A 20,751-nucleotide genomic window follows, 5' to 3' on the forward strand; every position below is an offset into this window, starting at 1 on the left:
AATTACTCGAACAATGCATCCAGGGCCTGCTCCAGCCGGGTTACGGCAATCACCTGCAACCCCGCTGGCGGTTCTTTCGGCGCATTGCCCTTGGGCACGATGGCACGCTTGAAACCGTGCTTGGCCGCCTCCTTCAACCGCTCCTGCCCACTGGGCACAGGCCGCACCTCGCCCGACAAGCCAATCTCGCCAAACACCAGCAGCCCATGGGCGAGTGGCCGGTTACGCAAGCTGGACATCACCGCCGCCAGCAACGCCAGGTCCGAGGCCGTCTCCAACACCTTCACCCCCCCCACCACGTTGAGGAACACGTCCTGATCGTGGGTAGGAATCCCACCGTGGCGGTGCAACACCGCCAACAACATGGCCAGGCGGTTCTGGTCCAGGCCCAGGGTCACCCGCCGAGGGTTGGCCAGGTGGCTGTCGTCGACCAGTGCCTGCACCTCGACCAGCATCGGGCGGGTGCCCTCCCAGGTCGCCATCACCACACTGCCCGGCACTTCTTCCTGGGTACGGTTGAGGAAGATCGCCGACGGGTTGGACACCTCTTTCAGGCCGCGGTCGGTCATGCCGAACACACCCAGTTCGTTGACTGCGCCAAAGCGGTTCTTCACCGCCCGCAGCAAGCGCAGGCGGCCATCGGACTCCCCCTCGAAATACAACACGGTGTCGACCATGTGCTCCAGTACCCGAGGGCCGGCCAGCGAGCCTTCCTTGGTCACATGGCCGACCAGGAAGATGGCCGTGCCGCTTTGCTTGGCGTAACGCACCAGCAGCGCCGTGCTCTCACGCACCTGGGCCACGCCACCGGGCGCTGATTGCAACTGCTCGGTGAAGATGGTCTGGATCGAGTCGATCACCATCACCCGTGGCTTCTCGACGCGGGCTGTGGCAATGATGGTCTCGATGCAGGTTTCGGTCATCACCTTGAGCTGGTCCTGGGGCAAGCCCAGGCGCCGCGAACGCATGGCCACCTGCTGCTGCGATTCCTCACCCGTCACATACAGTGCCGGCATGCCCACGGCGATGTTGCACAAGGTCTGCAACAGGATGGTCGACTTGCCGATGCCGGGGTCGCCACCAATCAGCACCACCGAGCCATCCACCAGGCCGCCACCCAGCACGCGGTCCAATTCGGTGCTGCTGGTGGTGAAGCGCGGGATTTCCTCGACGCTGACTTCGGCCAAGGTCTTGATCTGTGCCTGCTGCCCGGTCCAGCCGGCGCGGCCGCTGCTGGGCGCCGCTGAGCCGCCGCTCTCGATGATGGTTTCGACCAGGGTGTTCCAGGCCCCGCATTCGCCACACTGGCCGGCCCATTTGGGAAAGGTCGCGCCGCACTCGGTGCAGCCATACAAGCGCTTGGCCTTGGCCATGGGTGGGTCTCCTGGAAAAAACCGCCATGATAGCCGAGCCGAACGTGTCTCGAACGCTTCGGGATGCGACAAAACTATTCGTTCCAACTGCAGTCAGTAGCCCTGAACACCACGCATGAAGCGTTTTAGTGGCTTACACTGCGTTAACCTTACCTTTTGTTACAAGGAACCAAACATGGGCATGATCAGTGAGTTCAAGGCCTTCGCGGTCAAAGGCAATGTCGTCGACATGGCGGTGGGTATCATCATCGGCGCGGCCTTCGGCAAGATCGTCTCGTCCTTCGTCGGAGACGTGGTCATGCCGCCACTGGGCCTGTTGATCGGGGGGGTGGACTTCAGCGACCTGGCCATTACCCTGAAGGCTGCCGAAGGTGATGTACCGGCGGTGGTGCTGGCATATGGCAAGTTCATCCAGACCGTGATCGACTTCCTGATCGTGGCCTTTGCCATCTTCATGGGGGTGAAGGCAATCAACCGGCTCAAGCGTGAAGAAGCCGTGGCACCGACTGCGCCGCCTGTGCCGACTGCCGAGGAAACGCTGCTGACCGAGATTCGCGATTTGCTCAAGACACAGAACCAGAACCGCTTGCCCTGAGAACTAGCTTCAAGCTTCAAGCTTCAAGCTTCAAGAAAAAGCGGACGCAGCGCCAATCCGCTCTTTCTTGCAGCTTGCAGCTTGCAACTACCAGTAGTTCTCGACCGCCACCTGCCCTGGCCGCTTGCTCAGGCTCAGTTGCAGGTCACGTGCCTTCAGTACCTTACGCGTCTCGTCGATCATCTCCGGGTTGCCACACAGCATCACTCGCGAATGCTCCGGTGACAGCTCCAGCCCTGCGGCCTTCTCCAGTTCGCCATTCTCGATCAGCGTGGTAATACGCAGGTTCAACGCACCCGGGTGCTGCTCACGGGTCACCACCGGGATGAACTGCAACTTGCCAGCAAACTCGGCCAGGTAGTCGCGCTGCTCCAGCCCGGCGATTTCATCCACATAAGCCAGCTCTTTCGCTTCGCGCACCGAGTACACCAACTTGATGCTGTCGAAACGCTCCCAGGCCTCGAAGTCCTGCAGGATCGACATAAATGGTGCGATGCCAGTACCGGTCGCCAGCAACCACAAGTCACGTCCCCCGACAAAGCGGTCGAGGGTGAGGAAACCAAACGCCTGGCGGTCGATCAGCAGGGTGTCGCCTGCACCCAACCGGCTCAGCTCGCTGGTGAATTCACCGCCCGGCACCACGATGGAGAAGAAGTCGAGGTGCTCGTCATGGGGTGCGCTGACCATGGAATAGGCGCGCCACACCACACTACCATCGGCCTTGGTCACGCCCAGGCGGGCAAACTGGCCGGAACGGAAGCGGAACCCCGCATCGCGCGTAACCCGCAGGCTGAAGAGATTCGGCGTCAACGGCTGAACATCGAGCAGGGTCTGGCGGGTGAACTTTTCGGCGCTTGCGGTCATATCGGGCTCCAGGGTTGGCGAGTGCACAGTGTCGCTTAAAGTGGCCTGGATAAAAACCACCGCTTTGTAGGGCCTCATCAAGGGCGATCGTGCTGAACGTTCAGATAATCCCGATCGCTATAACAAAAAATTCCCAACGCAATGCTAGGACTTTTCCTACACTCTTCCGGGTACTCAAACGGATTGGATCCTGACACCCAAGGAGTCCTTCAAATGCTGCATTGGAGACCCGAAACCTGCATGTGTTCGTCAGCGAGCGACGGCCAAGGAAGTTGTTCGACATCGCAGTGCACTTGGCTCAGGACTTGGGCATGGAATACCTCGGGCTGAATATTCGCATTCAGATCGCCACGCAGACACCCAAGATTTACCTCTACAGCAATTACCCAAACGAATGGATCGAGCGCTATCAGCGTGACGAGTTCTACAAACAGGACCCCGCCGCAAACGTGAGCCACAGCTCGACGATGCCAGTGCTGTGGACAGACGACCTGTATCGCGAAGCCCCTCGGTTTCGCGAAGAGGCTTGCCAATATGGCCTGCGTCATGGCTGGACACAGTCGCTGCACGACTTACAGCACAACGAGAGCCAGATCAGCGTAGCCAGACCCGCCGGTAACATCGACATTGCCGAACTCTACGACAAAGCCGGCAGCGTGCAGTGGCTGTGCCACACCCTTCACGCCGTACTGGGAGAGCACCACCTGAACGCACTGTGCCCACCCCAACCCAAAATGAGCGATCGGGAACTGGAAGTGCTGAAATGGTCAGCCGCCGGCAAGACCGCTGCCGACGTGGCCTGCATTCTGTCGCTGTCGCAAAGCACGGTTAACTTTCATATCCGCAGCGTGATCACCAAAACCAACGCAGCCAACAAAGCCGGTGCCATCGCCATCGCCGCCCTGCGTGGCTGGATCTGACCTACAAACCTGCGACCTTGGGCAAAGCCCTGTAGAATCGTCTGGCAAAGCTCGGGGCGAACCGCAACGGGCAGTTTCATACCCGAGCCATACGCCATGCCCCTGTTGACCACCCCCTACGCCGAACTCGACCTGATCCGCCAGCCGGAGCAGGCCAACGACCCGCTTCAGGCTTTCGACGCCGCCGACGAGTACCTGCTTGCGCAGCTGCACGAGCAGGCACCCGACGCCAGCTGCCGGGTGCTGGTGCTCAATGACAGCTTTGGTGCCCTGGCCGCCAGCCTGGCGGGCCAGCTGCAGGTAGTCAGCAGTGGCGATTCGCACCTGGCGCACCTGGCGCTGGAAAAAAACCTGGCGCGCAATGGCTTGCCGTTCGACAGCGTGCCGTTCGTACCGGCCAGTGAACACTGGCAAGGCCCATTCGACCGGGTGCTGGTGCGCGTGCCAAAAACCCTGGCGCTGCTCGAAGAGCAACTGATTCGCCTGCAAGGCCACCTGGCGCCAGGGGCACAGGTGATTGCCGGGGCAATGATCAAGCACTTGCCGCGCGCGGCCGGTGACCTGATGGAAAAATACATCGGCCCGGTGCAGGCCTCGCTGGCGCAGAAAAAGGCGCGCCTGCTGACGGCAACGGTGGCCGAACTGCCGGCCGCCCGCTCGCCCTACCCTAGCCGCTATCGCCTTGAAGTGCCTGCGCTGGAGCTGGTGAACCACGCCAACGTGTTCTGCCGTGAAGGGCTGGATATCGGCACCCGGGCATTCTTGCCGCATCTGCCACGTGACCTGGGCAACGCGAGGGTGGCAGACCTGGGCTGCGGTAATGGCGTACTGGCGATTGCCAGTGCATTGGCCAACCCGGATGCCCAGTACACGCTGGTCGATGAGTCGTACATGGCAGTGCAATCGGCGCGGGAGAACTGGCAGGCTGCACTGGGCGAACGCCCGGCAACCTTCGTCGCAGCCGATGGGTTGGCCGGGGTGGAGAAGCAGTCGCTGGACGTGGTGCTGTGCAACCCGCCGTTCCACCAGCAGCAGGTGGTGGGGGATTTCCTGGCCTGGCGCATGTTCCAGCAGGCGCGTGAGGCGCTGGTGGTGGGTGGGGCGCTCTACATCGTGGGTAACCGGCACCTGGGGTATCACAGCAAGCTGGCGCGGTTGTTCCGGGGGGTGGAGCAGGTGGCAGCGACGCCCAAGTTTGTAATCCTGAAAGCCCGCAAGTAAGCACCTGCGCCGCCCCTGTGTGAGCGGGCATGCCCGCGAACACCGGCAGAGCCGGTGCCATACACCGCGTCGCTTGCTTCGCGGGCTTGCCCGCTCCCACAGTTCCAGTCCGCAGGATCAGTGGGTGGTAAGGCCCGCAGCCCCCATGAACAGCCGCATCACCCACGCCGCTACACCCAGCGCCGCCACGCTCATCGCCCAGATCAGCAACAGCCAACCCAGCCGCTGCCACAGCGGCTTCTTCTCTTCCAAGCCATGTTTGCCGGTCATCATGCGGCCCTCCTAGTGATAGCCGTCTTCATGGGTCACCTTGCCGCGGAACACGTAGTAGCTCCAGAAGGTGTACATGAGGATGAACGGCAGGATGAATAACGTGCCCACCAGCATGAAGCCCTGGCTTTGCGGTGGCGCCGCAGCATCCCAGATTGAGATCGACGGCGGGATGATGTTCGGCCACAGGCTGATGCCCAGGCCGCTGTAGCCAAGGAAGATCAGCACCAGAGTGAGCAGGAACGGCGTGTAGTGTGCGTTGCGCGCCACCGCCTTGAGCAACCCGTAGAAGGTCACCAGCACCAGCAGCGGTACCGGCATGAACCAGATCAGGTTAGGCATGCTGAACCAGCGGTCGGCGATCTGTGGATAAGCGATCGGTGTCCACAGGCTGACGATACCGATCACCACCAGCAGTACCAGCGCCAGCGGCCGGGCCATGTCGTGCATCTTCTGTTGTAGCGGCCCTTCGGTCTTCATGATCAGCCAGGTGCAGCCCAGCAGCGTGTAGGCCACGATCAGCCCCAAGCCACAGAACAGGCTGAACGGGGTAAGCCAATCGAGGGTGCCACCGGCAAAATGGCGGTCGACCACCTTGAAGCCTTCAAGGAAGGCACCCAGGGCCACGCCCTGGAAGAAGGTGGCAACCAGCGACCCCCAGATGAACGCCTTGTCCCAGATGTGGCGCTTGTCAGCTTTGGCCTTGAAGCGGAACTCGAAGGCCACGCCGCGGAAGATCAGCCCGATCAGCATCAGGATCAATGGCAGGTAAAGGGCTTCGAGCACCACGGCATAGGCCATCGGGAACGCCCCGAACAGCCCCGCCCCGCCCAGGATCAGCCAGGTTTCGTTGCCGTCCCACACCGGGGCGACGGTGTTCATCATTACATCACGGTCCTGCTCGCCCTTGACGAAGGGGAAGAGCATGCCGATACCCAGGTCGAAGCCGTCCATCACCACGTACATCATGACGCCGAAGATGATGATCACCGCCCAGATCAGCGGAAGGTCGATACCCATGGCTCAGTCCTCCTTGCTCAGGCTGGCAGTCTTGGCCTCATGGCCATCATCGGCGGCAGACAACGGCCGCGCCGGCGTACGTTTCTGGCCAGGGCCGCCCGGTGTGTGTTCGTCGCCTTCGCCGGTCTGGGGCCCTTTGCGCACCAGGCGCATCATGTAGCCAAGGCCGGTACCGAACAGGGCGAAGTACACCACCACGAACGCCACCAGGGTGAAGCCAAGCTGTGCATAACTGTGGTTGGACACACCATCCGCCGTACGCATCAGGCCATACACCACCCAAGGCTGGCGCCCTATTTCGGTGGTGAACCAGCCGGCCAGCAAGGCGATCAGCCCGGAAGGCCCCATCCATAGCGCCAGGTACAGGAACGGGCGCGAGGTGTAGAGCGTGCCGCGCTTGCGCAGCCACAGGCTCCACAGGCCGACGAAGATCATCAGGAAACCAAGCCCGACCATGATGCGGAACGACCAGAAGACGATGGTCGAGTTGGGCCGGTCCTCAGGTGGGAATTCCTTCATCGCCGGCACCTGCTTGTCCAGGCTGTGGGTGAGGATCAGGCTACCGAGCGCCGGGATTTCCAGTTTGAAGTGCGTGGTTTCGGCCTTCATGTCGGGGATGCCGAACAGGATCAACGGGGTCGGCTCGCCGGGCACGTTCTCCCAGTGGCCTTCGATGGCAGCGATTTTCACCGGCTGGTGCTTGAGCGTGTTCAGGCCATGGAAGTCGCCTATCACCGCCTGGATCGGGGCCACGATCAACGCCATCCACATGGCCATCGACAGCATCTTGCGCACCGCCGGGTTGTCACGCCCGCGCAGCAGGTGCCAAGCCGCCGAGGCGCCGACGAAGAACGCCGTGGAGACGAACGCAGCGGTGGCCATATGCATCAGGCGGTAGGGGAAGGAGGGGTTGAACACCACCGCAAACCAGTCCACCGGCACCACCCGGCCATCAATGATCTCGTGGCCTTGCGGGGTTTGCATCCAGCTGTTGGAGGCGAGAATCCAGAAGGTGGATACCAGCGTGCCCAGTGCGACCATGCAGGTGGAGAAAAAGTGCAAGCCGCGGCCTACACGGTTCCAGCCAAACAGCATGACGCCGAGGAAGCCCGCTTCGAGGAAGAAGGCGGTCAGCACCTCGTAGGTCAGCAATGGCCCGGTCACGGCGCCGGCGAACTCGGAGAAGCGGCTCCAGTTGGTACCGAACTGGTAGGCCATGACCAGGCCCGAGACCACGCCCATGCCGAAATTGACGGCGAAAATTTTCGACCAGAAGTGATAGAGGTCACGGTAGACCTGGTTGTGGGTCCGCAGCCAGAGGCCTTCGAGGACTGCCAGGTAGCTCGCCAGGCCAATGGTGATGGCCGGGAACAGGATGTGGAACGACACGGTAAAGGCAAACTGCATTCGGGCGAGCTCTAGGGCCTCTATTCCGAACATGGTGCTTCCTCTTCAGATAATCCGGCGTCCGGGCTTGTGGCCTCAGTCGCCCACTGCCCCCACTGGGTCGAGTACGGCGTGTTGGAATTGTTCTGTTCGATCGCAGGGATTCCGGCCCAAAGGGCCTATTCGTTGAATCTGGAACGATTGATCCAGATCAACGAATGCTAGGAAGCATAGTCCCGAATGGCCCGGCAAGCCGTGTGGTTGATTGCCGCGTGACCGGTTGCCCCACCCTCTTTCATTACGAGTGAAAAAGTGCAGATCCGGGCAAACAGTAACCGTTTGTTACAAACAGATGATACGCTGCGCCCCCCTCTACTGCGCCGAGGCCCCTGGTTTCCGATGTCTGATTCCGCACCGCAGTTGTTACGTCACCACCGCCCTTTCCTGGCGTTCTGGCTGGCCCGTGTGTTTACCGCCAGCGGCTTCCAGATGCTCACCGTGGCCATTGGCTGGCACCTCTATCAATTGACCGGCAACGTGCTGGACCTGGGCCTTGTCGGCCTGGTGGAATTTGCACCACGGGTGCTGTTCATGCTGCACACCGGGCATGTGGCCGACCGCTATGACCGGCGCAAAGTCGCCGCCCTGTGCCAGAGCCTGCAGGGGCTGATCGCCCTGGCGCTGGCGGTGGGCAGCGCGACTGACAGCGTCACCCGAGAACTCATTTTCGCCCTGGCCTTCCTGCTGGGTGCCACACGCTCGTTCGAAATGCCGGCGACTCAGGCGCTGTTGCCCAACGTGGTGCCGCCTGGGCTGTTCCCAAGGGCGGTGGCGGCGTCGGCGTCAGCCACCCAGTCGGCGACTATCGTGGCGCCAGCGGTGGGCGGCTTCCTGTATGCCTTTGGCAGCATCTGGGTGTATGGCCCCACCGTGGCCCTGTACGCCATCGCCTGCGTGCTCACCCTGAGCCTGCAGGCACGCGGCCAGGTCGTGCAGCGCGGGCGGGCCAGCATCGAATCGCTGCTGGCCGGCATGCGCTTCATCCGCAGCCGGCCTGACATCCTCGGCGCAATCTCGCTGGACCTGTTTGCCGTTCTGCTGGGTGGGGCCACCGCGCTGCTGCCGGTGTTCGCCAAGGACATCCTGCTGACCGGCCCGCTGGGCCTCGGCCTTTTGCGTTCGGCGCCGGCAGTGGGCGCATTGCTGATGTCGGTGTGGCTGGCGCGCTTCCCGTTCGAGCGCAATGTGGGGCGCACCATGTTCACGGCAGTCGGCGTGTTCGGCGTGGCGACCATCGCCTTCGGCCTGTCGACCTCGTTCTGGTTCTCGCTGGCGGTGCTGGTGGTGCTGGGCGCGGCGGACATGATCAGCATGGTGATTCGCGGGGCTTTCGTGCAACTGGAAACGCCGGATGAAATGCGCGGGCGGGTGAGCGCTGTGAACGGGTTGTTCATTGGTGCCTCGAACCAGCTCGGTGAGTTCGAATCCGGGGTGACGGCGCACTGGTTTGGCACAGTGCCAGCGGTTGTGATGGGCGGAGTGGGCACGTTGGTGGTGACCGGGGTGTGGATAAAACTGTTCCCAACACTGGCAAAACGGGATCGGTTGCATAACAACTGAATGGGTGGCCTATGCCGGCCTCTTCGCGGGCTAGCCCGCTCCCACAGGGATTGCACAGGCTAATAAAAACCCATTCCCCAACGGCCATAGGCCCCCGCCGAGCATGCTGGTATCATGCGCGGCTTTTTTCCTCCCCACACAAAACCACGGCAACCGGTACGGTCTGTGCTTTGCTGATGGGGTCGATACATTCATGGCGCCGGGGGCGCCTTGGGGAGCGGGCATGCTGGAAAGGCTGTTTCAACTAAGAGCACACAACACCAACGTACGCACGGAGATTCTTGCGGGCGTCACTACCTTCCTGGCCATGGCCTACATCCTGTTCGTCAACCCGAGCATCCTCGGCGAGACCGGGATGGACAAGGGCGCGATCTTTGTGGCCACGTGCCTGGCAGCGGCCATCGGGTCCACCACCATGGGCCTGATCGCCAACTACCCGATCGCCCTGGCGCCGGGCATGGGCCTGAACGCGTTCTTCACCTACACCGTGGTGCTGCACATGGGCCACACCTGGCAAGTTGCGCTGGGCGCGGTGTTTTTGTCGGCGGTGATGTTCTTCCTGTTGTCGATCTTCCGCATCCGCGAATGGATCGTGAACAGCATCCCGCTGCCGCTGCGTTCGGCGATTGCCGCGGGTATTGGTCTGTTCCTGGCATTGATCGCCCTGCATAACGCCGGCATTGTCGTCGATAACCCGGCAACCCTGGTTGGCCTGGGCGACCTCAAGCAGCCTGCACCGATCCTCGCCACCCTGGGCTTCTTCCTGATCGTGGGGCTTGAGTCGCTGAAAGTACGCGGCGCCGTGCTGATCGGCATTCTGGCAGTGACCATCGCCTCAATCGTGATGGGCGTGACGCCGTTTGCCGGCATCGTCTCCATGCCGCCTTCGCTGGCACCGACCTTCCTGCAGCTGGATGTCGCCGGCGCGCTGGACGTGGGCCTGGTCAGCGTGATCTTCGCCTTCCTGTTCGTCGACCTATTCGACAACTCCGGCACCCTGATCGGCGTGGCCAAGCGCGCCGGGCTGATGGGCAAGGACGGCCACATGCCGAAGATGGGCCGCGCCCTGATCGCCGACAGCACCGCCGCCATGGCCGGTTCGCTGCTGGGCACCTCGACCACCACCAGCTACATTGAATCCGCTGCGGGCGTCAGCGCCGGTGGCCGCACCGGTCTGACCGCTATCGTGGTTGCCGTGTTGTTCCTACTGGCGTTGTTCTTCGCCCCGCTGGCCGGAAGCGTGCCTGCGTTCGCCACCGCTCCGGCGCTGCTGTTCGTCGCCGTGCTGATGGCCTCGGGCCTGGCAGAAATAAACTGGGACGATGTCACCGAAGCCGCGCCAGTGGTCGTGACCGCCCTGGCCATGCCGCTGACCTATTCGATCGCCAACGGTATCGCCTTCGGCTTCATTTCCTGGACCGCCGTCAAGCTGATCTCCGGCCGCCACCGCGACCTGAACCCGGCCCTGGTGATCCTTTCCATCCTGTTCGTCATCAAGCTGGGCTGGTTCAACGCATGAGTGCTGCTTTCGACCCCTCCTCCTACGCCACCCAGCTGGACGCCAAGGTAGCCCGGCTGCGCGAGCTGCTGGCGCCGTTCGGCGCACCAGAGCCGGCTGTTTTCGACTCGCCGCGCGAGCACTACCGCCTGCGCGCCGAGTTCCGCCTGTGGCGCGAGGATGGCCAGCGCCACTACGCCATGTTTGCCCCGGGCGATAAGCACAAGGCGATCCTGATCGACGATTTCCCCATTGCCAGCCAGCGCATCAATGCACTGATGCCGCGCCTGAAGGCGGCCTGGCAGGCCAGCGAGGAACTGGGCAACCGCCTGTTCCAGGTGGAGTTCCTCACCACCCTGGCCGGCGATGCGATGATCACCATGTGCTACCACCGCCCGCTGGACGAGGCCTGGGAAGTAGAAGCGCGGCAACTGGCTGAAACGCTGGGCGTGAGCGTCATTGGCCGTTCCAAGGGCAAGCGCCTGGTGATCGGCCGCGACTACGCGGTGGAAAAACTCGACGTGGCTGGCCGTGTGTTCAGCTATCGCCAACCGGAAGGCGCGTTCACCCAGCCCAACGGCGCGGTGAACCAGAAGATGCTGAGCTGGGCCTTCGAGGCCATTGGCGAGCGCCAGGACGATCTGCTGGAGCTGTATTGTGGCAACGGCAACTTCACCCTGCCGCTGGCCACCCGCGTGCGCCAGGTGCTGGCGACCGAAATCAGCAAGACCTCGGTCAATGCCGCGCTCAGCAACCTCGACGAGAACGCTGTGGATAACGTGCGTTTGGTGCGCTTGTCGGCCGAAGAGCTGACCCAGGCGCTGAATGAGGTGCGGCCGTTCCGCCGCCTGGAAGGCATCGACCTGAAAAGCTATGACTTCGGTACTGTGTTCGTCGACCCGCCGCGTGCGGGGATGGACCCTGACACCTGCGAGCTGACCCGGCGTTTCGAGCGGATCCTGTACATCTCCTGCAACCCCGAGACACTGGCGCAGAACATTGCCCAGCTGCAAGATACCCACCGTATCGAACGCTGCGCGCTGTTCGACCAGTTCCCGTACACCCATCACATGGAAAGCGGCGTGTTGCTGGTCCGGCGCTGATCCGCTACCCGGTGGGGCCTTCAAGGCTCCACCGGGCGCCTCAGGAGAGCTGTGCCGATGGACCAGTTGAACGCCATGCAGGCCTTTCGCCGGGTCGTCGACCTCGGCAGCTTCAGTGCCGCCGCCAGCCAGGCCGGCCTGTCCCATACCGTGCTGTCACGCCAAGTGAAACAGCTGGAACGCCAGTTGGGCACGCAACTGCTCACCCGCACTACCCGCCGCCTGCACCTGACCGAAGCCGGCACACTCTTCTACCGCCACTGCGTGCAGATCCTCGAGCAGATGCAGGCGATGACCCTGGAGCTTTCCGAACATCAGCAGCAGCCCACGGGTACCCTGCGCCTGGGCGTGGCCACGGCCTTCGGCGAACTTGAACTGGGGCGCTGGCTGCCGGACTTCGTCGAGCACCACCCGCACCTGCAGGTCGAGCTCCATTGCAGCGATCGCTTCATCGACCTGCTGGAAGAACAAATCGATATTTGCCTTCGGATAACCGATCATCTGCCTGACTCCAGCCTGGTAGCCCGCCTGCTGGCCCGCAGCGAGGTGCTGCTGGTGGCTGCGCCACGCTACCTTGAACGCCACGGCACGCCTACTTCCCTCGACACGCTGGTTGGCCATCCCCTGCTCGGCTACAGCAATCTGCCTCACCCACAGCGTCTGTATCTGACCAACCCCGAGGGTGAACAGCGCAATATCCTGATGCCCCGGCGCCTCAGCGCCAACTCGCCGATGGCCTTGCGTGCTGCTGCCATCGGCGGGCTGGGCATTGCCAGCTTTGATCGTTTCATCGTGCATGACGCCTTGCTGGACGGGCGCCTGGTGCCGGTGCTCAAAGGCTGGAAACTGCCACCACGCAACCTGTATGCGGTGTACCCGCAAAGCCGCTACCTGGCACCCAAGGTGCGGGCGTTGCTGGACTATGCGCAAACCTACTACGCACAGCCGAGATGGCAGGACTGATCTGTGCAGAACATGAACAAGTCATGCGCTCCGAGAGGCGTATTTGTGCAGAAACTGTTTGGTTAGGCTTCGTTGCACTGTCACTCAACGAAGGAGCACTACCATGAAAGCATTGCAGGCGATCATTACGGGCGTGGCACTCGCCACCCTGGCCGTTGGCATCAACGCGGCAGAAAAAACCGTGTCAGTACCCGACAGCGCAGCGCTGAAATGGCAGGACGTACCCAACACCAACGGTGCAGTCAGCTACGCCAATGTTGAAGGGGATATCTTCGGCAAGGGGCCTTATTCGGCCTATGTGAAATTCAGTAAGGGTACCGACAACGACCAGCACCAGCACAGCCAGGCACTGCCGACCGTTGTCCTGAAAGGTACTTTCTACGCGGTGATCGACGGCAAGCGCACTGAGTTTCCCGCAGGATCCTACTACAAGCTGCCGGCCGACCTGGTGCATGAAAGCGGATGCACTGCGGCGGCCGATTGCCTGCTGTTCCAGTACCAGGCCGATGCGTTTGACCTGAAGCCTGTGAACAGCTGATAGCCCGGGGCCGCCTTGCGGCCCCAGGTTTTCATCAGAAGTCGAAGAACACCGTCTCACCTTCACCCTGAATACGGATATCAAAGCGATACGCCGTCTTCCCGTCCACTTCGCAACGCTTGGCAATCAAGGTTTCACGCCGCTGTGGCTGCTCAATCAGGTTCAGCACCGGGCACTTTGCGTTAGCCAGGGCTTCGTCATCGAAATACAGGCGCGTGTGCAGGTGGATATTGATGCCACGGGCGAACAGGCTGATGTTGATGTGCGGCGCCATCGGCACGCCAGCCGCGTTGTTCACCACACCCGGCTTGACCGTATGCAGGGTCCACTCACCGGCATCAAAAGTGGTGGCGGTGCGACCAAAGCTGTTGAAGGCGTTTTCCAGGTTGTAGGCATCCTGGTATTCGCCGTTGGCGTCGGCTTGCCACACTTCCAGGAACGAGTCGCGCACCAGGTGGCCGTTACCGTCATACACTTGGCCGATCAGCAGAATGTGCTCGCCCGGCGCGTCTGGCTTGGCCAAGCGGTTCCAGATTTCCTGGTCGCGGGTCGGGTTGCCGGCCGCTTCCAGGGCCAGGCCGATGTGCACGTAGGGGCCGGCGGTCTGCGAAGGGGTTTCCGGCAGCAGTTCGATTGGCATGGCGGGGTCCTCAGCAGTTCTCGAAGTGGGTCTTGCGCTGGCCACGCAGCACGATGTCGAAGCGGTAGGCCAGGCAGTCCATCGGGTTGGCGTTGCTCATGTCGAGCTTGGCGATCAGCTGCTGCACGGCTTGCGGGTTGGCGATCGACTTGACGATCGGGCACATCGGGATCAGCGGGTCACCCTCAAAGTACAGCTGGGTGATCAGCTTGGTCGCAATCGACGGGCCACTGATAGCGAAGTGGATGTGCGCCGGGCGCCAGTCGTTCGGGCCGTTGCGCCATGGGTACGGGCCTGGCTTGATGGTGCGGAAGCTGTAGTAGCCGTCACGGTCGGTCAGGCAACGGCCAACGCCACCGAAGTTCGGGTCCAGCGGTGCCAGGTAACGGTCGTTCTTGTGGCGGTAGCGGCCGCCGGCGTTGGCTTGCCACATCTCCACCAGGGTGTTCGGCACAGGCTTGCCGTACTGGTCGACGACGCGGCCGGCAACGATGATGCGTTCGCCGATTGGCAGGCCACCGTTGTTGAAGTTCAGCAGCAGGTCATGGTCGTGGGCACCGAAGCCCAGGTGGGAAAAGTCTGGCCCCGTGGTTTCGCTGATCGACTGTGGAATGCTGACCAGTGCCTGGCGCGGCGAGCGGGCAATGGACGTCTTGTAGTCAGGCGTAAGGGCTTTGGGGTGCCAGTTGCGATCACGGATCACGAAGCGGCTGTTGTCCTGTGCGGGCATGCCGGTTTCCTCTCTTGGAATTATGTGAACGCCTGGGCGTGGCAGGCGGACTTGCAGTTTCAGGCATGTCGCGCGCGATGAATATTGAAATCAGCCCTCTCTAACATAACCATTTGGTTATGGATTAACACCTTGGCCTGACACCTGCTGCTGTCGTGAACTAATCTTTGTCTTCTTGTTTCACGCTCGGGAGAGCACTCATGGAATGGCGAAAAGGCCGACGCAGCGACAACGTGGTCGATGCCCGAGGCGAAGGTGGCGGTGGCGGCGGCATGCGTTTCGGCGGCGGCAAGGGGCTGGGGCTTGGGGCGATCCTGCTGATCGTCGGCATCGGCTGGCTCACCGGGCAGGATCCGCTGCAGATTCTTGGCCAGCTCGCCGGCCAGATGGAGCAGCAACAGACGCAGGTTGCACCGAGTGGTGCGGGTAGCAAGGCGCCACCGGCCAATGACCAGCAGGCCGAATTCGTTGCCTCGATCCTGGGCGACACCGAAGACACCTGGAAAGCCTTGTTTGCCGAAGCCGGCCAACAGTACCGCGACCCCAAGCTGGTGCTGTTCAGTGGCCAGGTCAATTCAGCCTGTGGTTTCGCCTCGGCGGCAGTGGGGCCGTTCTATTGCCCGGCAGACCAGCGGGTGTACCTGGACATGTCGTTCTTCCGCGAAATGGAAACCCGCTTTGCTGCCGCTGGCGACTTCGCTCAGGCCTACGTGATCGCACACGAAATCGGCCACCATGTGCAAACGCTGCTGGGCGTTTCGGCCAAGGTGGATGCCGCGCGCCGCAACGGCCAGCGCATGGAAGGCGACAACGGCCTGCTGGTGCGCCAGGAGCTGCAAGCCGACTGCCTGGCCGGTGTGTGGGCCTACCAGGCGCAAAAGCGCCTGAACTGGCTGGAACCAGGCGACGTCGAGGAAGCGCTGAACGCAGCCAATGCCATTGGCGATGACCGCCTGCAGCAGCAAGGCCGCGGGCGCGTGGTGCCGGACTCGTTCACCCATGGCACGTCGGCACAGCGGGTGCGCTGGTTCAAAGCCGGGTTTGCCCAAGGTGAGGTGAACAGCTGCGATACCTTCAGCGCGCGTAGTCTCTGAAAATGCCGGGGCTGCATTGCAGCCCCAATTTATCCAATTACAAATCTGCTGAAAAAGCGTTTCAGCTTCACTGTTCATTGCCGATAACCCCTGCACGAGTCAGCGGGCACCCAGAACAACAACGCCTTGCGATCGAAGATCAAGAGAGCAAAAACTACTTCTGGAGTGCGTGCATGAACAGCTGGTTCGCCAACATCAGCGTCAACCTCAAACTCGGCCTGGGCTTCGGCCTGGTGCTGGTCCTCACCGGCCTGCTGGCCCTCACCGGCTGGACCAGCCTGGGCAGCCTGATCGACCGCAGCAACTGGATGGGCGACATCGGCCAGCTGAACAAGGACCTCACCGACCTGCGCATTGCGCGCCTGCAGTACATGATCGCCAACGGCGACGATGCCGCCGCCGCCAACACCCAGACCAAACTGGACGCCTTCAGCAAGCAACAGGCTTACCTGGCCAGCACCTTCAAGAGCCCGGAAAACATCAAGCTGCTGAATGAACTGGGCGAAACCATCAGCGCCTACAAGCTGTCGCTGAACAAGATGCGCCAGGGCTACGACGCCACCCGTACCGCGCGCACGGCGATGGACAGCTCAGCAACCCGCGCCGACCAGGCCATGGACATCCTCAGCCAGGAAGTGATGGCTCGCCCCGAGGCCGACAGCGTACGCCTGGCCCAGTACCAGCTGATCAGCAAGGCCCGCCAGCAACTGTTGCAGGTGCGCATCGATGTGCGCGGCTACATTGCCGACAACACTGCCGCCAACGAGCAGGCGGCCCTGCGCCAGCTGGATGCGGCGCTGGCCGATATCGACAACCTCAAGCGCCAGCTGCCCGCCGAAGATGCCCGCCTGCAACAGTTCGAGCGCTCGGTGCTGGCCTACCGCGACGCCGTCCGCCAATTCCGCGACGCAGTCTCCGACATCACCACCTCACGCGCCGAAATGACCGTACAGGGTGCCGACATCGTCAAGCGCAGTGATGCGCTGTACCAGATCCAGCTGGAGCGCCGCGACATCGAAAGCACCCAGGCCCGCAGCCTGCAGGCCATCGCTACCCTGCTGGCCCTGCTGGTTGGCGTGCTGGCAGCGGTGCTGATCACCCGCCAGATCACCGGCCCGCTGCGTGAAACCCTGGGCGCGGTGGAAAAGATCGCCAGCGGCGACCTTACCCAACACCTGCGCGTCACCCGGCGCGATGAGTTGGGGGTGTTGCAGCAAGGCATCGCACGCATGGGCACCACCCTGCGCGAGCTGATCACCGGCATTCGCGATGGCGTCACCCAGATCGCCAGCGCCGCCGAAGAGCTGTCGGCAGTCACCGAACAGACCAGCGCGGGCGCCAACAGCCAGAAGGTCGAGACCGACCAGGTGGCCACCGCCATGCACGAAATGGCCGCCACCGTTCAGGAAGTGGCACGCAACGCCGAGCAGGCCTCGCATGCCGCCACCGGTGCCGACGACGAAGCCCGTGCCGGCGATCGCGTGGTGGGCGAGGCGATTGGCCAGATCGAGCGCCTGGCCGAAGACATGCACCGCTCCACCGAAGCCATGAACCTGCTGCAGCAGGAAAGCCAGAAGATCGGCAGCGTGATGGACGTGATCAAGTCGGTGGCCGAACAGACCAACCTGCTGGCGCTGAACGCGGCGATCGAGGCCGCGCGTGCCGGCGAGGCCGGGCGTGGTTTTGCCGTGGTCGCCGACGAAGTACGCGGCCTGGCCCAGCGCACGCAGAAGTCCACCGAAGAAATCGAAGAGCTGATTGCCAGCCTGCAACATGGCACCCAGCAAGTGGCGAACGCCATGCAGGGCAGCCGTACCCTCACCGACAGCAGTGTCGAGCTGGCACGCAAGGCCGGGGCTTCGCTGGAGAGCATCACCAGCACGGTGTCGAGCATCCAGTCGATGAACCAGCAGATTGCGGCGGCGGCAGAGCAGCAAAGCGCGGTGGCTGAAGAGATCAGCCGCAGCATTCTGAATGTGCGTGATGTGTCGGAGCAGACGGCAGCGGCCAGTGACGAAACCGCGGCGTCCAGTGTGGAACTGGCGCGGCTGGGTGGGCAGTTGCAGACGCTGGTCAGCCAGTTCCGCGTCTGACCATAAGATAGCATTCGCGGGCAAGCCCGCTCCCACAGGTACAGCGCAATATCTGAAGATTGCACGAACCCTGTGGGAGCCGGCTTGCCCGCGAATGCGTCAGCACTGCCTACAGTGCTCTATTTGACGATCATCCCCACCCCACGCCCACGCGGATCGGAGGCGGTCTCAAGCTTCGCCCCGTCCACCCGGATCGCCTGGATATCCCCCATCTCCCAGCCCTGGTCCTCCAGCACATAACCCATCTTCTTCAACTTATCTGCCTCCGGCCCGGTCAACGGCGCATAGGCATCAAAGTAAATGGTGTCCTTGGGCAGCAACTGATGGTGCACGCGCTGCGCCGCCACCGCCTTGTCCAGCGGCATGCCGTAGTCGTACAGGTTGTTCATCACCTGGAAGATCGAGGTAAAGATCCGCGAGCCACCCGGCGTGCCGATTACCAGCACCACCTTGCCATCGCGGGTCATCAGGCTAGGGCTCATCGACGACAGCATACGCTTGCCCGGTTCGATGGCATTGGCATCGCCCCCCACCACACCAAAGGCATTCGCCGCCCCCGGCTTGGCGCTGAAGTCATCCATCTCGTCGTTGAGCAGGAAGCCTGCCCCCTTCACCACCACGCCACTGCCGTAGTCGAGGTTGAGGGTGTAGGTGTTGCTGACCGCGTTGCCCTGCTTGTCGACGATGGAGAAGTGCGTGGTCTGGTGCGGCTCAAGGCCCGGCTTGACCTTGTCGGTGTCGGAAATGGCCTTCGGGTTGACCTGCGCGGCACGCTTGGCCAGGTAGTCCTTGGCCACCAGTTTATCCACAGGTACCTTGGTGAACGCCGGGTCACCGAGGTAGTCGGCGCGGTCGGCGAACACGCGCTTCTCGATCTCGGCCAACAGGTGAATGTACTGCGCAGAGTTGTGCGCTACCCCTTTGAAGTCCGCCGCGCGGTCTTCCTTGATGCCCAGCAGCTGGGCCAGGGCCACACCGCCAGAGCTTGGCGGTGGCGCGGTGTAGACCACGTTGCCACGCCAGCTCACGGCCATCGGCTCACGCCATACGGCCTTGTAGTCCTTCAGGTCATCTTTGGTGATCAGGCCCTTGTCGGCCTTCATCTGCGCCACCAGCAGGTCGGCGGTCTTGCCTTGGTAGAACTCGCTCACGCCCTTGTCAGCGATACGTTCCAGTGTCTGGGCCATTTCTGGCTGTTTGAACAGTTCACCGACCTTCATGCTGCCGAAATAGTCGTTGAAGTTGGTCGCCGTCTTGAACATGCCTTGGGCATCGTTGCGGTACTGGTACTGCTTTTCCGCCACCTTGAAGCCGTTTTTCGCATAGCCGATGGCCGGGGTCAGCAGCTCGCTCCAGGGCAGCTTGCCGAACTTCTTGTGTGCCTCCCACAGGCCCATCACGGTGCCGGGCACACCTGCTGCACGCACCCCGACCAGGCTGAGGTTCTCGATGACTTCGCCCTTGTCATCCAGGTACATGTCGCGCGTGGCGGCCTTTGGCGCGACTTCGCGGTAATCGAGGAAGTAAGGCTTGCCGTCGACGAACAGGGTCATGAACCCGCCACCACCAATGTTGCCAGCTTCAGGGTACGTCACCGCCAAGGTGAAGGCAGTGGCCACCGCGGCATCCACCGCGTTACCACCCTTTTTCAGAACATCGGCAGCCACCTGTGCACCATATTGATCGGGGGCAGCCACCGCGCCACCCTCCAGCGTGGCGGCGTAAACCGAGGAACAGCTCAGGATCGAGGCTGCGAGAGCCAGGTACTGGAACGGAACAATACGCATGACACTTCCTTGGTGTTGTTTTTGTTGAGCAGTCAGTAAGGCCGAAGCGGTTCGACTGCGCAATAACACGCAGGAAGTTTCGCCGCCTGCGGACAGGATCTGTCGCGTTCAGGCAACTCAGCAGGCGTACATCGCCAGCTTGCGCTGGATGAAATCAAGGAAGCACTGGATACGCAATGCCAGCTGGGTGTTGCGGTAGTACACCGCGTGAATCGGTTGGCGATAGCCATTGTTGGCCTCGCTCAGCAGCACCTGCAGGCGCCCGGTGCGAATGTCCTCGTGGGTCATGAAGTGCGACAGACTGACGATGCCCTCGCCGGCCAGCGCCAGCTGGCGCAGGGTCTCGCCACTGGAGGCGATCAGCGCCGGGCGAATGCTCCAACGGTCACCCTGGGCATGGCGCAGTGGCCACTGGTTGAGCGATTCGGGCTGGCTGAAACCCAGCAGGCAATGGTTGGCCAGGTCCTCGACCTGCTGCGGTGTACCGTGCTGCTCAAGGTAAGCCGGGCTGGCCAGCACCTGCACCGGGCTGCAACCGAGGTTGCGTGCGTGCAGGCTGGAGTCGGCCAGCTCCCCGATGCGGATGGCCACGTCGGTGCTCTGCTCCAGCAGGTCGATGATCAGGTCGTCGGTGTTCAGCTCCAGCTCGATACCCGGGTACTGGCGGCGAAACTCGCCGATCCACGGCAAGATGGCATGCAGCATGAACGGCGCGGCCGCATTGATGCGCAGGCGCCCGGTAGCGGTCTGGCGGTTCATCGACAGGCGCTCTTCCATCTCGTCCATCTGCTCCAGTACCTGCCGCGAACGCTCAAGGAAAAAGCGCCCTTCCTCGGTCAGGTCCATACGCCGGGTGGTGCGGTTGACCAAGGTAGTGCCGAGCTTGCCCTCCAGGCGCGACAAGGTACGGCTGACGGCGGACGGGGTCTGGCCCATCTGCTCGGCAGCGGCAGAGATCGAGCCGCAGTCGATGACGGCGACGAACACCTGGAGCTCTTCGGATCGGGTTTTCACATTCTGGCCTGCGGCAGCTACT

General features: G+C 62.4%; 18 protein-coding genes and 1 pseudogene. 10 read left to right on the forward strand and 9 right to left on the reverse strand.

Going from position 1 to position 20,751, the window contains the following annotated elements:
- Nucleotides 1-2: 2 nt before the first annotated feature.
- A complete protein-coding gene (gene radA / locus ACF8R4_RS00550) occupies nt 3-1,373 on the reverse strand; it encodes a DNA repair protein RadA (protein WP_060499986.1) in 1,371 nt (456 codons plus the stop codon).
- A gap of 175 nt (nt 1,374-1,548) precedes the next feature.
- On the opposite strand from radA, the gene mscL reads away from it, so the two are divergent.
- Nucleotides 1,549-1,968, forward strand: a complete 420-nt coding sequence (gene mscL / locus ACF8R4_RS00555; protein ID WP_060499987.1) for a large-conductance mechanosensitive channel protein MscL — start codon at nt 1,549-1,551, stop codon at nt 1,966-1,968.
- An 87-nt stretch (nt 1,969-2,055) separates the two neighbouring features.
- Here the strand turns inward: mscL and ACF8R4_RS00560 are convergent, their stop codons facing one another.
- Entirely contained in the window at nt 2,056-2,832 is a 777-nt protein-coding gene (locus tag ACF8R4_RS00560; protein WP_060499988.1) for a ferredoxin--NADP reductase, read from the reverse strand.
- A 213-nt stretch (nt 2,833-3,045) separates the two neighbouring features.
- On the opposite strand from ACF8R4_RS00560, the pseudogene ACF8R4_RS00565 reads away from it, so the two are divergent.
- Together ACF8R4_RS00565 and ACF8R4_RS00570 are read left to right on the forward strand one after the other, a co-directional pair.
- Nucleotides 3,046-3,752, forward strand: a pseudogene (locus ACF8R4_RS00565) (autoinducer binding domain-containing protein).
- Between the two features lie 96 nt (nt 3,753-3,848).
- Nucleotides 3,849-4,973, forward strand: a complete 1,125-nt coding sequence (locus ACF8R4_RS00570) for a methyltransferase (protein WP_104833955.1) — start codon at nt 3,849-3,851, stop codon at nt 4,971-4,973.
- Between the two features lie 117 nt (nt 4,974-5,090).
- Here the strand turns inward: ACF8R4_RS00570 and ACF8R4_RS00575 are convergent, their stop codons facing one another.
- Genes ACF8R4_RS00575 through ACF8R4_RS00585 form a run of 3 tightly spaced genes read right to left on the reverse strand, consistent with a single transcriptional unit; the run spans nt 5,091 to nt 7,703 of the window.
- On the reverse strand, nt 5,091-5,246 hold the full coding sequence (locus ACF8R4_RS00575) for a DUF2474 domain-containing protein (RefSeq protein WP_016713451.1): 156 nt from the start codon (nt 5,244-5,246) through the stop codon (nt 5,091-5,093).
- A 9-nt stretch (nt 5,247-5,255) separates the two neighbouring features.
- Nucleotides 5,256-6,263 (reverse strand): cytochrome d ubiquinol oxidase subunit II, encoded by a 1,008-nt coding sequence (gene cydB / locus ACF8R4_RS00580; protein WP_016713450.1) that lies wholly within the window; start codon nt 6,261-6,263, stop codon nt 5,256-5,258.
- Between the two features lie 3 nt (nt 6,264-6,266).
- Nucleotides 6,267-7,703, reverse strand: coding sequence for a cytochrome ubiquinol oxidase subunit I (locus ACF8R4_RS00585; RefSeq protein ID WP_025754001.1), 1,437 nt, complete (start codon nt 7,701-7,703; stop codon nt 6,267-6,269).
- A gap of 345 nt (nt 7,704-8,048) precedes the next feature.
- Between ACF8R4_RS00585 and ACF8R4_RS00590 the strand changes: the two genes are divergently transcribed.
- From ACF8R4_RS00590 to ACF8R4_RS00610, 5 genes are all read left to right on the forward strand, one after another.
- Nucleotides 8,049-9,269 (forward strand): MFS transporter, encoded by a 1,221-nt coding sequence (locus ACF8R4_RS00590; protein WP_186723113.1) that lies wholly within the window; start codon nt 8,049-8,051, stop codon nt 9,267-9,269.
- A 223-nt stretch (nt 9,270-9,492) separates the two neighbouring features.
- Nucleotides 9,493-10,788 carry an NCS2 family permease gene (locus ACF8R4_RS00595; RefSeq protein ID WP_060499992.1) on the forward strand — a complete coding sequence of 432 codons (1,296 nt, stop codon included), beginning with the start codon at nt 9,493-9,495 and terminating at the stop codon, nt 10,786-10,788.
- Nucleotides 10,785-11,870: a tRNA (uridine(54)-C5)-methyltransferase TrmA gene (gene trmA / locus ACF8R4_RS00600; RefSeq protein ID WP_060499993.1), complete on the forward strand. Its 1,086-nt coding sequence runs from the start codon at nt 10,785-10,787 to the stop codon at nt 11,868-11,870. Before ACF8R4_RS00595 ends, trmA begins: the two co-directional genes overlap by 4 nt.
- A gap of 57 nt (nt 11,871-11,927) precedes the next feature.
- Nucleotides 11,928-12,833: a LysR family transcriptional regulator gene (locus tag ACF8R4_RS00605; protein ID WP_060499994.1), complete on the forward strand. Its 906-nt coding sequence runs from the start codon at nt 11,928-11,930 to the stop codon at nt 12,831-12,833.
- Nucleotides 12,834-12,936: 103 nt separating this feature from the next.
- Nucleotides 12,937-13,371: a cupin domain-containing protein gene (locus ACF8R4_RS00610; RefSeq protein WP_104833954.1), complete on the forward strand. Its 435-nt coding sequence runs from the start codon at nt 12,937-12,939 to the stop codon at nt 13,369-13,371.
- 34 nt (nt 13,372-13,405) lie between these two features.
- Here the strand turns inward: ACF8R4_RS00610 and pcaG are convergent, their stop codons facing one another.
- Nucleotides 13,406-14,011 carry a protocatechuate 3,4-dioxygenase subunit alpha gene (gene pcaG / locus ACF8R4_RS00615; protein ID WP_104833953.1) on the reverse strand — a complete coding sequence of 202 codons (606 nt, stop codon included), beginning with the start codon at nt 14,009-14,011 and terminating at the stop codon, nt 13,406-13,408.
- A gap of 10 nt (nt 14,012-14,021) precedes the next feature.
- A complete protein-coding gene (gene pcaH, locus ACF8R4_RS00620; RefSeq protein ID WP_003251597.1) occupies nt 14,022-14,741 on the reverse strand; it encodes a protocatechuate 3,4-dioxygenase subunit beta in 720 nt (239 codons plus the stop codon).
- A gap of 200 nt (nt 14,742-14,941) precedes the next feature.
- Here pcaH and ACF8R4_RS00625 point away from each other — a divergent pair, with 200 nt between their 5' ends.
- Nucleotides 14,942-15,835 carry a neutral zinc metallopeptidase gene (locus ACF8R4_RS00625; RefSeq protein WP_392491461.1) on the forward strand — a complete coding sequence of 298 codons (894 nt, stop codon included), beginning with the start codon at nt 14,942-14,944 and terminating at the stop codon, nt 15,833-15,835.
- A 173-nt stretch (nt 15,836-16,008) separates the two neighbouring features.
- Entirely contained in the window at nt 16,009-17,928 is a 1,920-nt protein-coding gene (locus ACF8R4_RS00630) for a methyl-accepting chemotaxis protein (RefSeq protein WP_392491463.1), read from the forward strand.
- Nucleotides 17,929-18,047: 119 nt separating this feature from the next.
- On the opposite strand, the gene ggt is transcribed toward ACF8R4_RS00630, so the two are convergent.
- Complete coding sequence (gene ggt, locus ACF8R4_RS00635; protein WP_392491464.1) at nt 18,048-19,715, reverse strand: gamma-glutamyltransferase; 1,668 nt, start codon at nt 19,713-19,715, stop codon at nt 18,048-18,050.
- 117 nt (nt 19,716-19,832) lie between these two features.
- The gene (locus tag ACF8R4_RS00640; protein WP_028699858.1) at nt 19,833-20,729 is read right to left on the reverse strand and encodes a LysR family transcriptional regulator; all 897 of its coding nucleotides are present in this window, start codon (nt 20,727-20,729) and stop codon (nt 19,833-19,835) included.
- Between the last annotated feature and the right edge of the window lie 22 nt (nt 20,730-20,751).

Origin of the sequence: Pseudomonas sp. FYR_2, assembly GCF_043106425.1 — a bacterium.
GTDB classification, from domain to species: Bacteria; Pseudomonadota; Gammaproteobacteria; order Pseudomonadales; family Pseudomonadaceae; genus Aquipseudomonas; species Aquipseudomonas monteilii.

Excerpts from the sequence above, each read along its gene's own strand:
- radA (WP_060499986.1), bottom strand. The coding sequence starts at position 1,373 with ATGGCCAAGGCCAAGCGCTTGTATGGCTGCACCGAGTGCGGCGCGACC.
- mscL (WP_060499987.1), top strand. The coding sequence starts at position 1,549 with ATGGGCATGATCAGTGAGTTCAAGGCCTTCGCGGTCAAAGGCAATGTC.
- ACF8R4_RS00560 (WP_060499988.1), bottom strand. The coding sequence starts at position 2,832 with ATGACCGCAAGCGCCGAAAAGTTCACCCGCCAGACCCTGCTCGATGTT.
- ACF8R4_RS00570 (WP_104833955.1), top strand. The coding sequence starts at position 3,849 with ATGCCCCTGTTGACCACCCCCTACGCCGAACTCGACCTGATCCGCCAG.
- ACF8R4_RS00575 (WP_016713451.1), bottom strand. The coding sequence starts at position 5,246 with ATGATGACCGGCAAACATGGCTTGGAAGAGAAGAAGCCGCTGTGGCAG.
- cydB (WP_016713450.1), bottom strand. The coding sequence starts at position 6,263 with ATGGGTATCGACCTTCCGCTGATCTGGGCGGTGATCATCATCTTCGGC.
- ACF8R4_RS00585 (WP_025754001.1), bottom strand. The coding sequence starts at position 7,703 with ATGTTCGGAATAGAGGCCCTAGAGCTCGCCCGAATGCAGTTTGCCTTT.
- ACF8R4_RS00590 (WP_186723113.1), top strand. The coding sequence starts at position 8,049 with ATGTCTGATTCCGCACCGCAGTTGTTACGTCACCACCGCCCTTTCCTG.
- ACF8R4_RS00595 (WP_060499992.1), top strand. The coding sequence starts at position 9,493 with ATGCTGGAAAGGCTGTTTCAACTAAGAGCACACAACACCAACGTACGC.
- trmA (WP_060499993.1), top strand. The coding sequence starts at position 10,785 with ATGAGTGCTGCTTTCGACCCCTCCTCCTACGCCACCCAGCTGGACGCC.
- ACF8R4_RS00605 (WP_060499994.1), top strand. The coding sequence starts at position 11,928 with ATGGACCAGTTGAACGCCATGCAGGCCTTTCGCCGGGTCGTCGACCTC.
- ACF8R4_RS00610 (WP_104833954.1), top strand. The coding sequence starts at position 12,937 with ATGAAAGCATTGCAGGCGATCATTACGGGCGTGGCACTCGCCACCCTG.
- pcaG (WP_104833953.1), bottom strand. The coding sequence starts at position 14,011 with ATGCCAATCGAACTGCTGCCGGAAACCCCTTCGCAGACCGCCGGCCCC.
- pcaH (WP_003251597.1), bottom strand. The coding sequence starts at position 14,741 with ATGCCCGCACAGGACAACAGCCGCTTCGTGATCCGTGATCGCAACTGG.
- ACF8R4_RS00625 (WP_392491461.1), top strand. The coding sequence starts at position 14,942 with ATGGAATGGCGAAAAGGCCGACGCAGCGACAACGTGGTCGATGCCCGA.
- ACF8R4_RS00630 (WP_392491463.1), top strand. The coding sequence starts at position 16,009 with ATGAACAGCTGGTTCGCCAACATCAGCGTCAACCTCAAACTCGGCCTG.
- ggt (WP_392491464.1), bottom strand. The coding sequence starts at position 19,715 with ATGCGTATTGTTCCGTTCCAGTACCTGGCTCTCGCAGCCTCGATCCTG.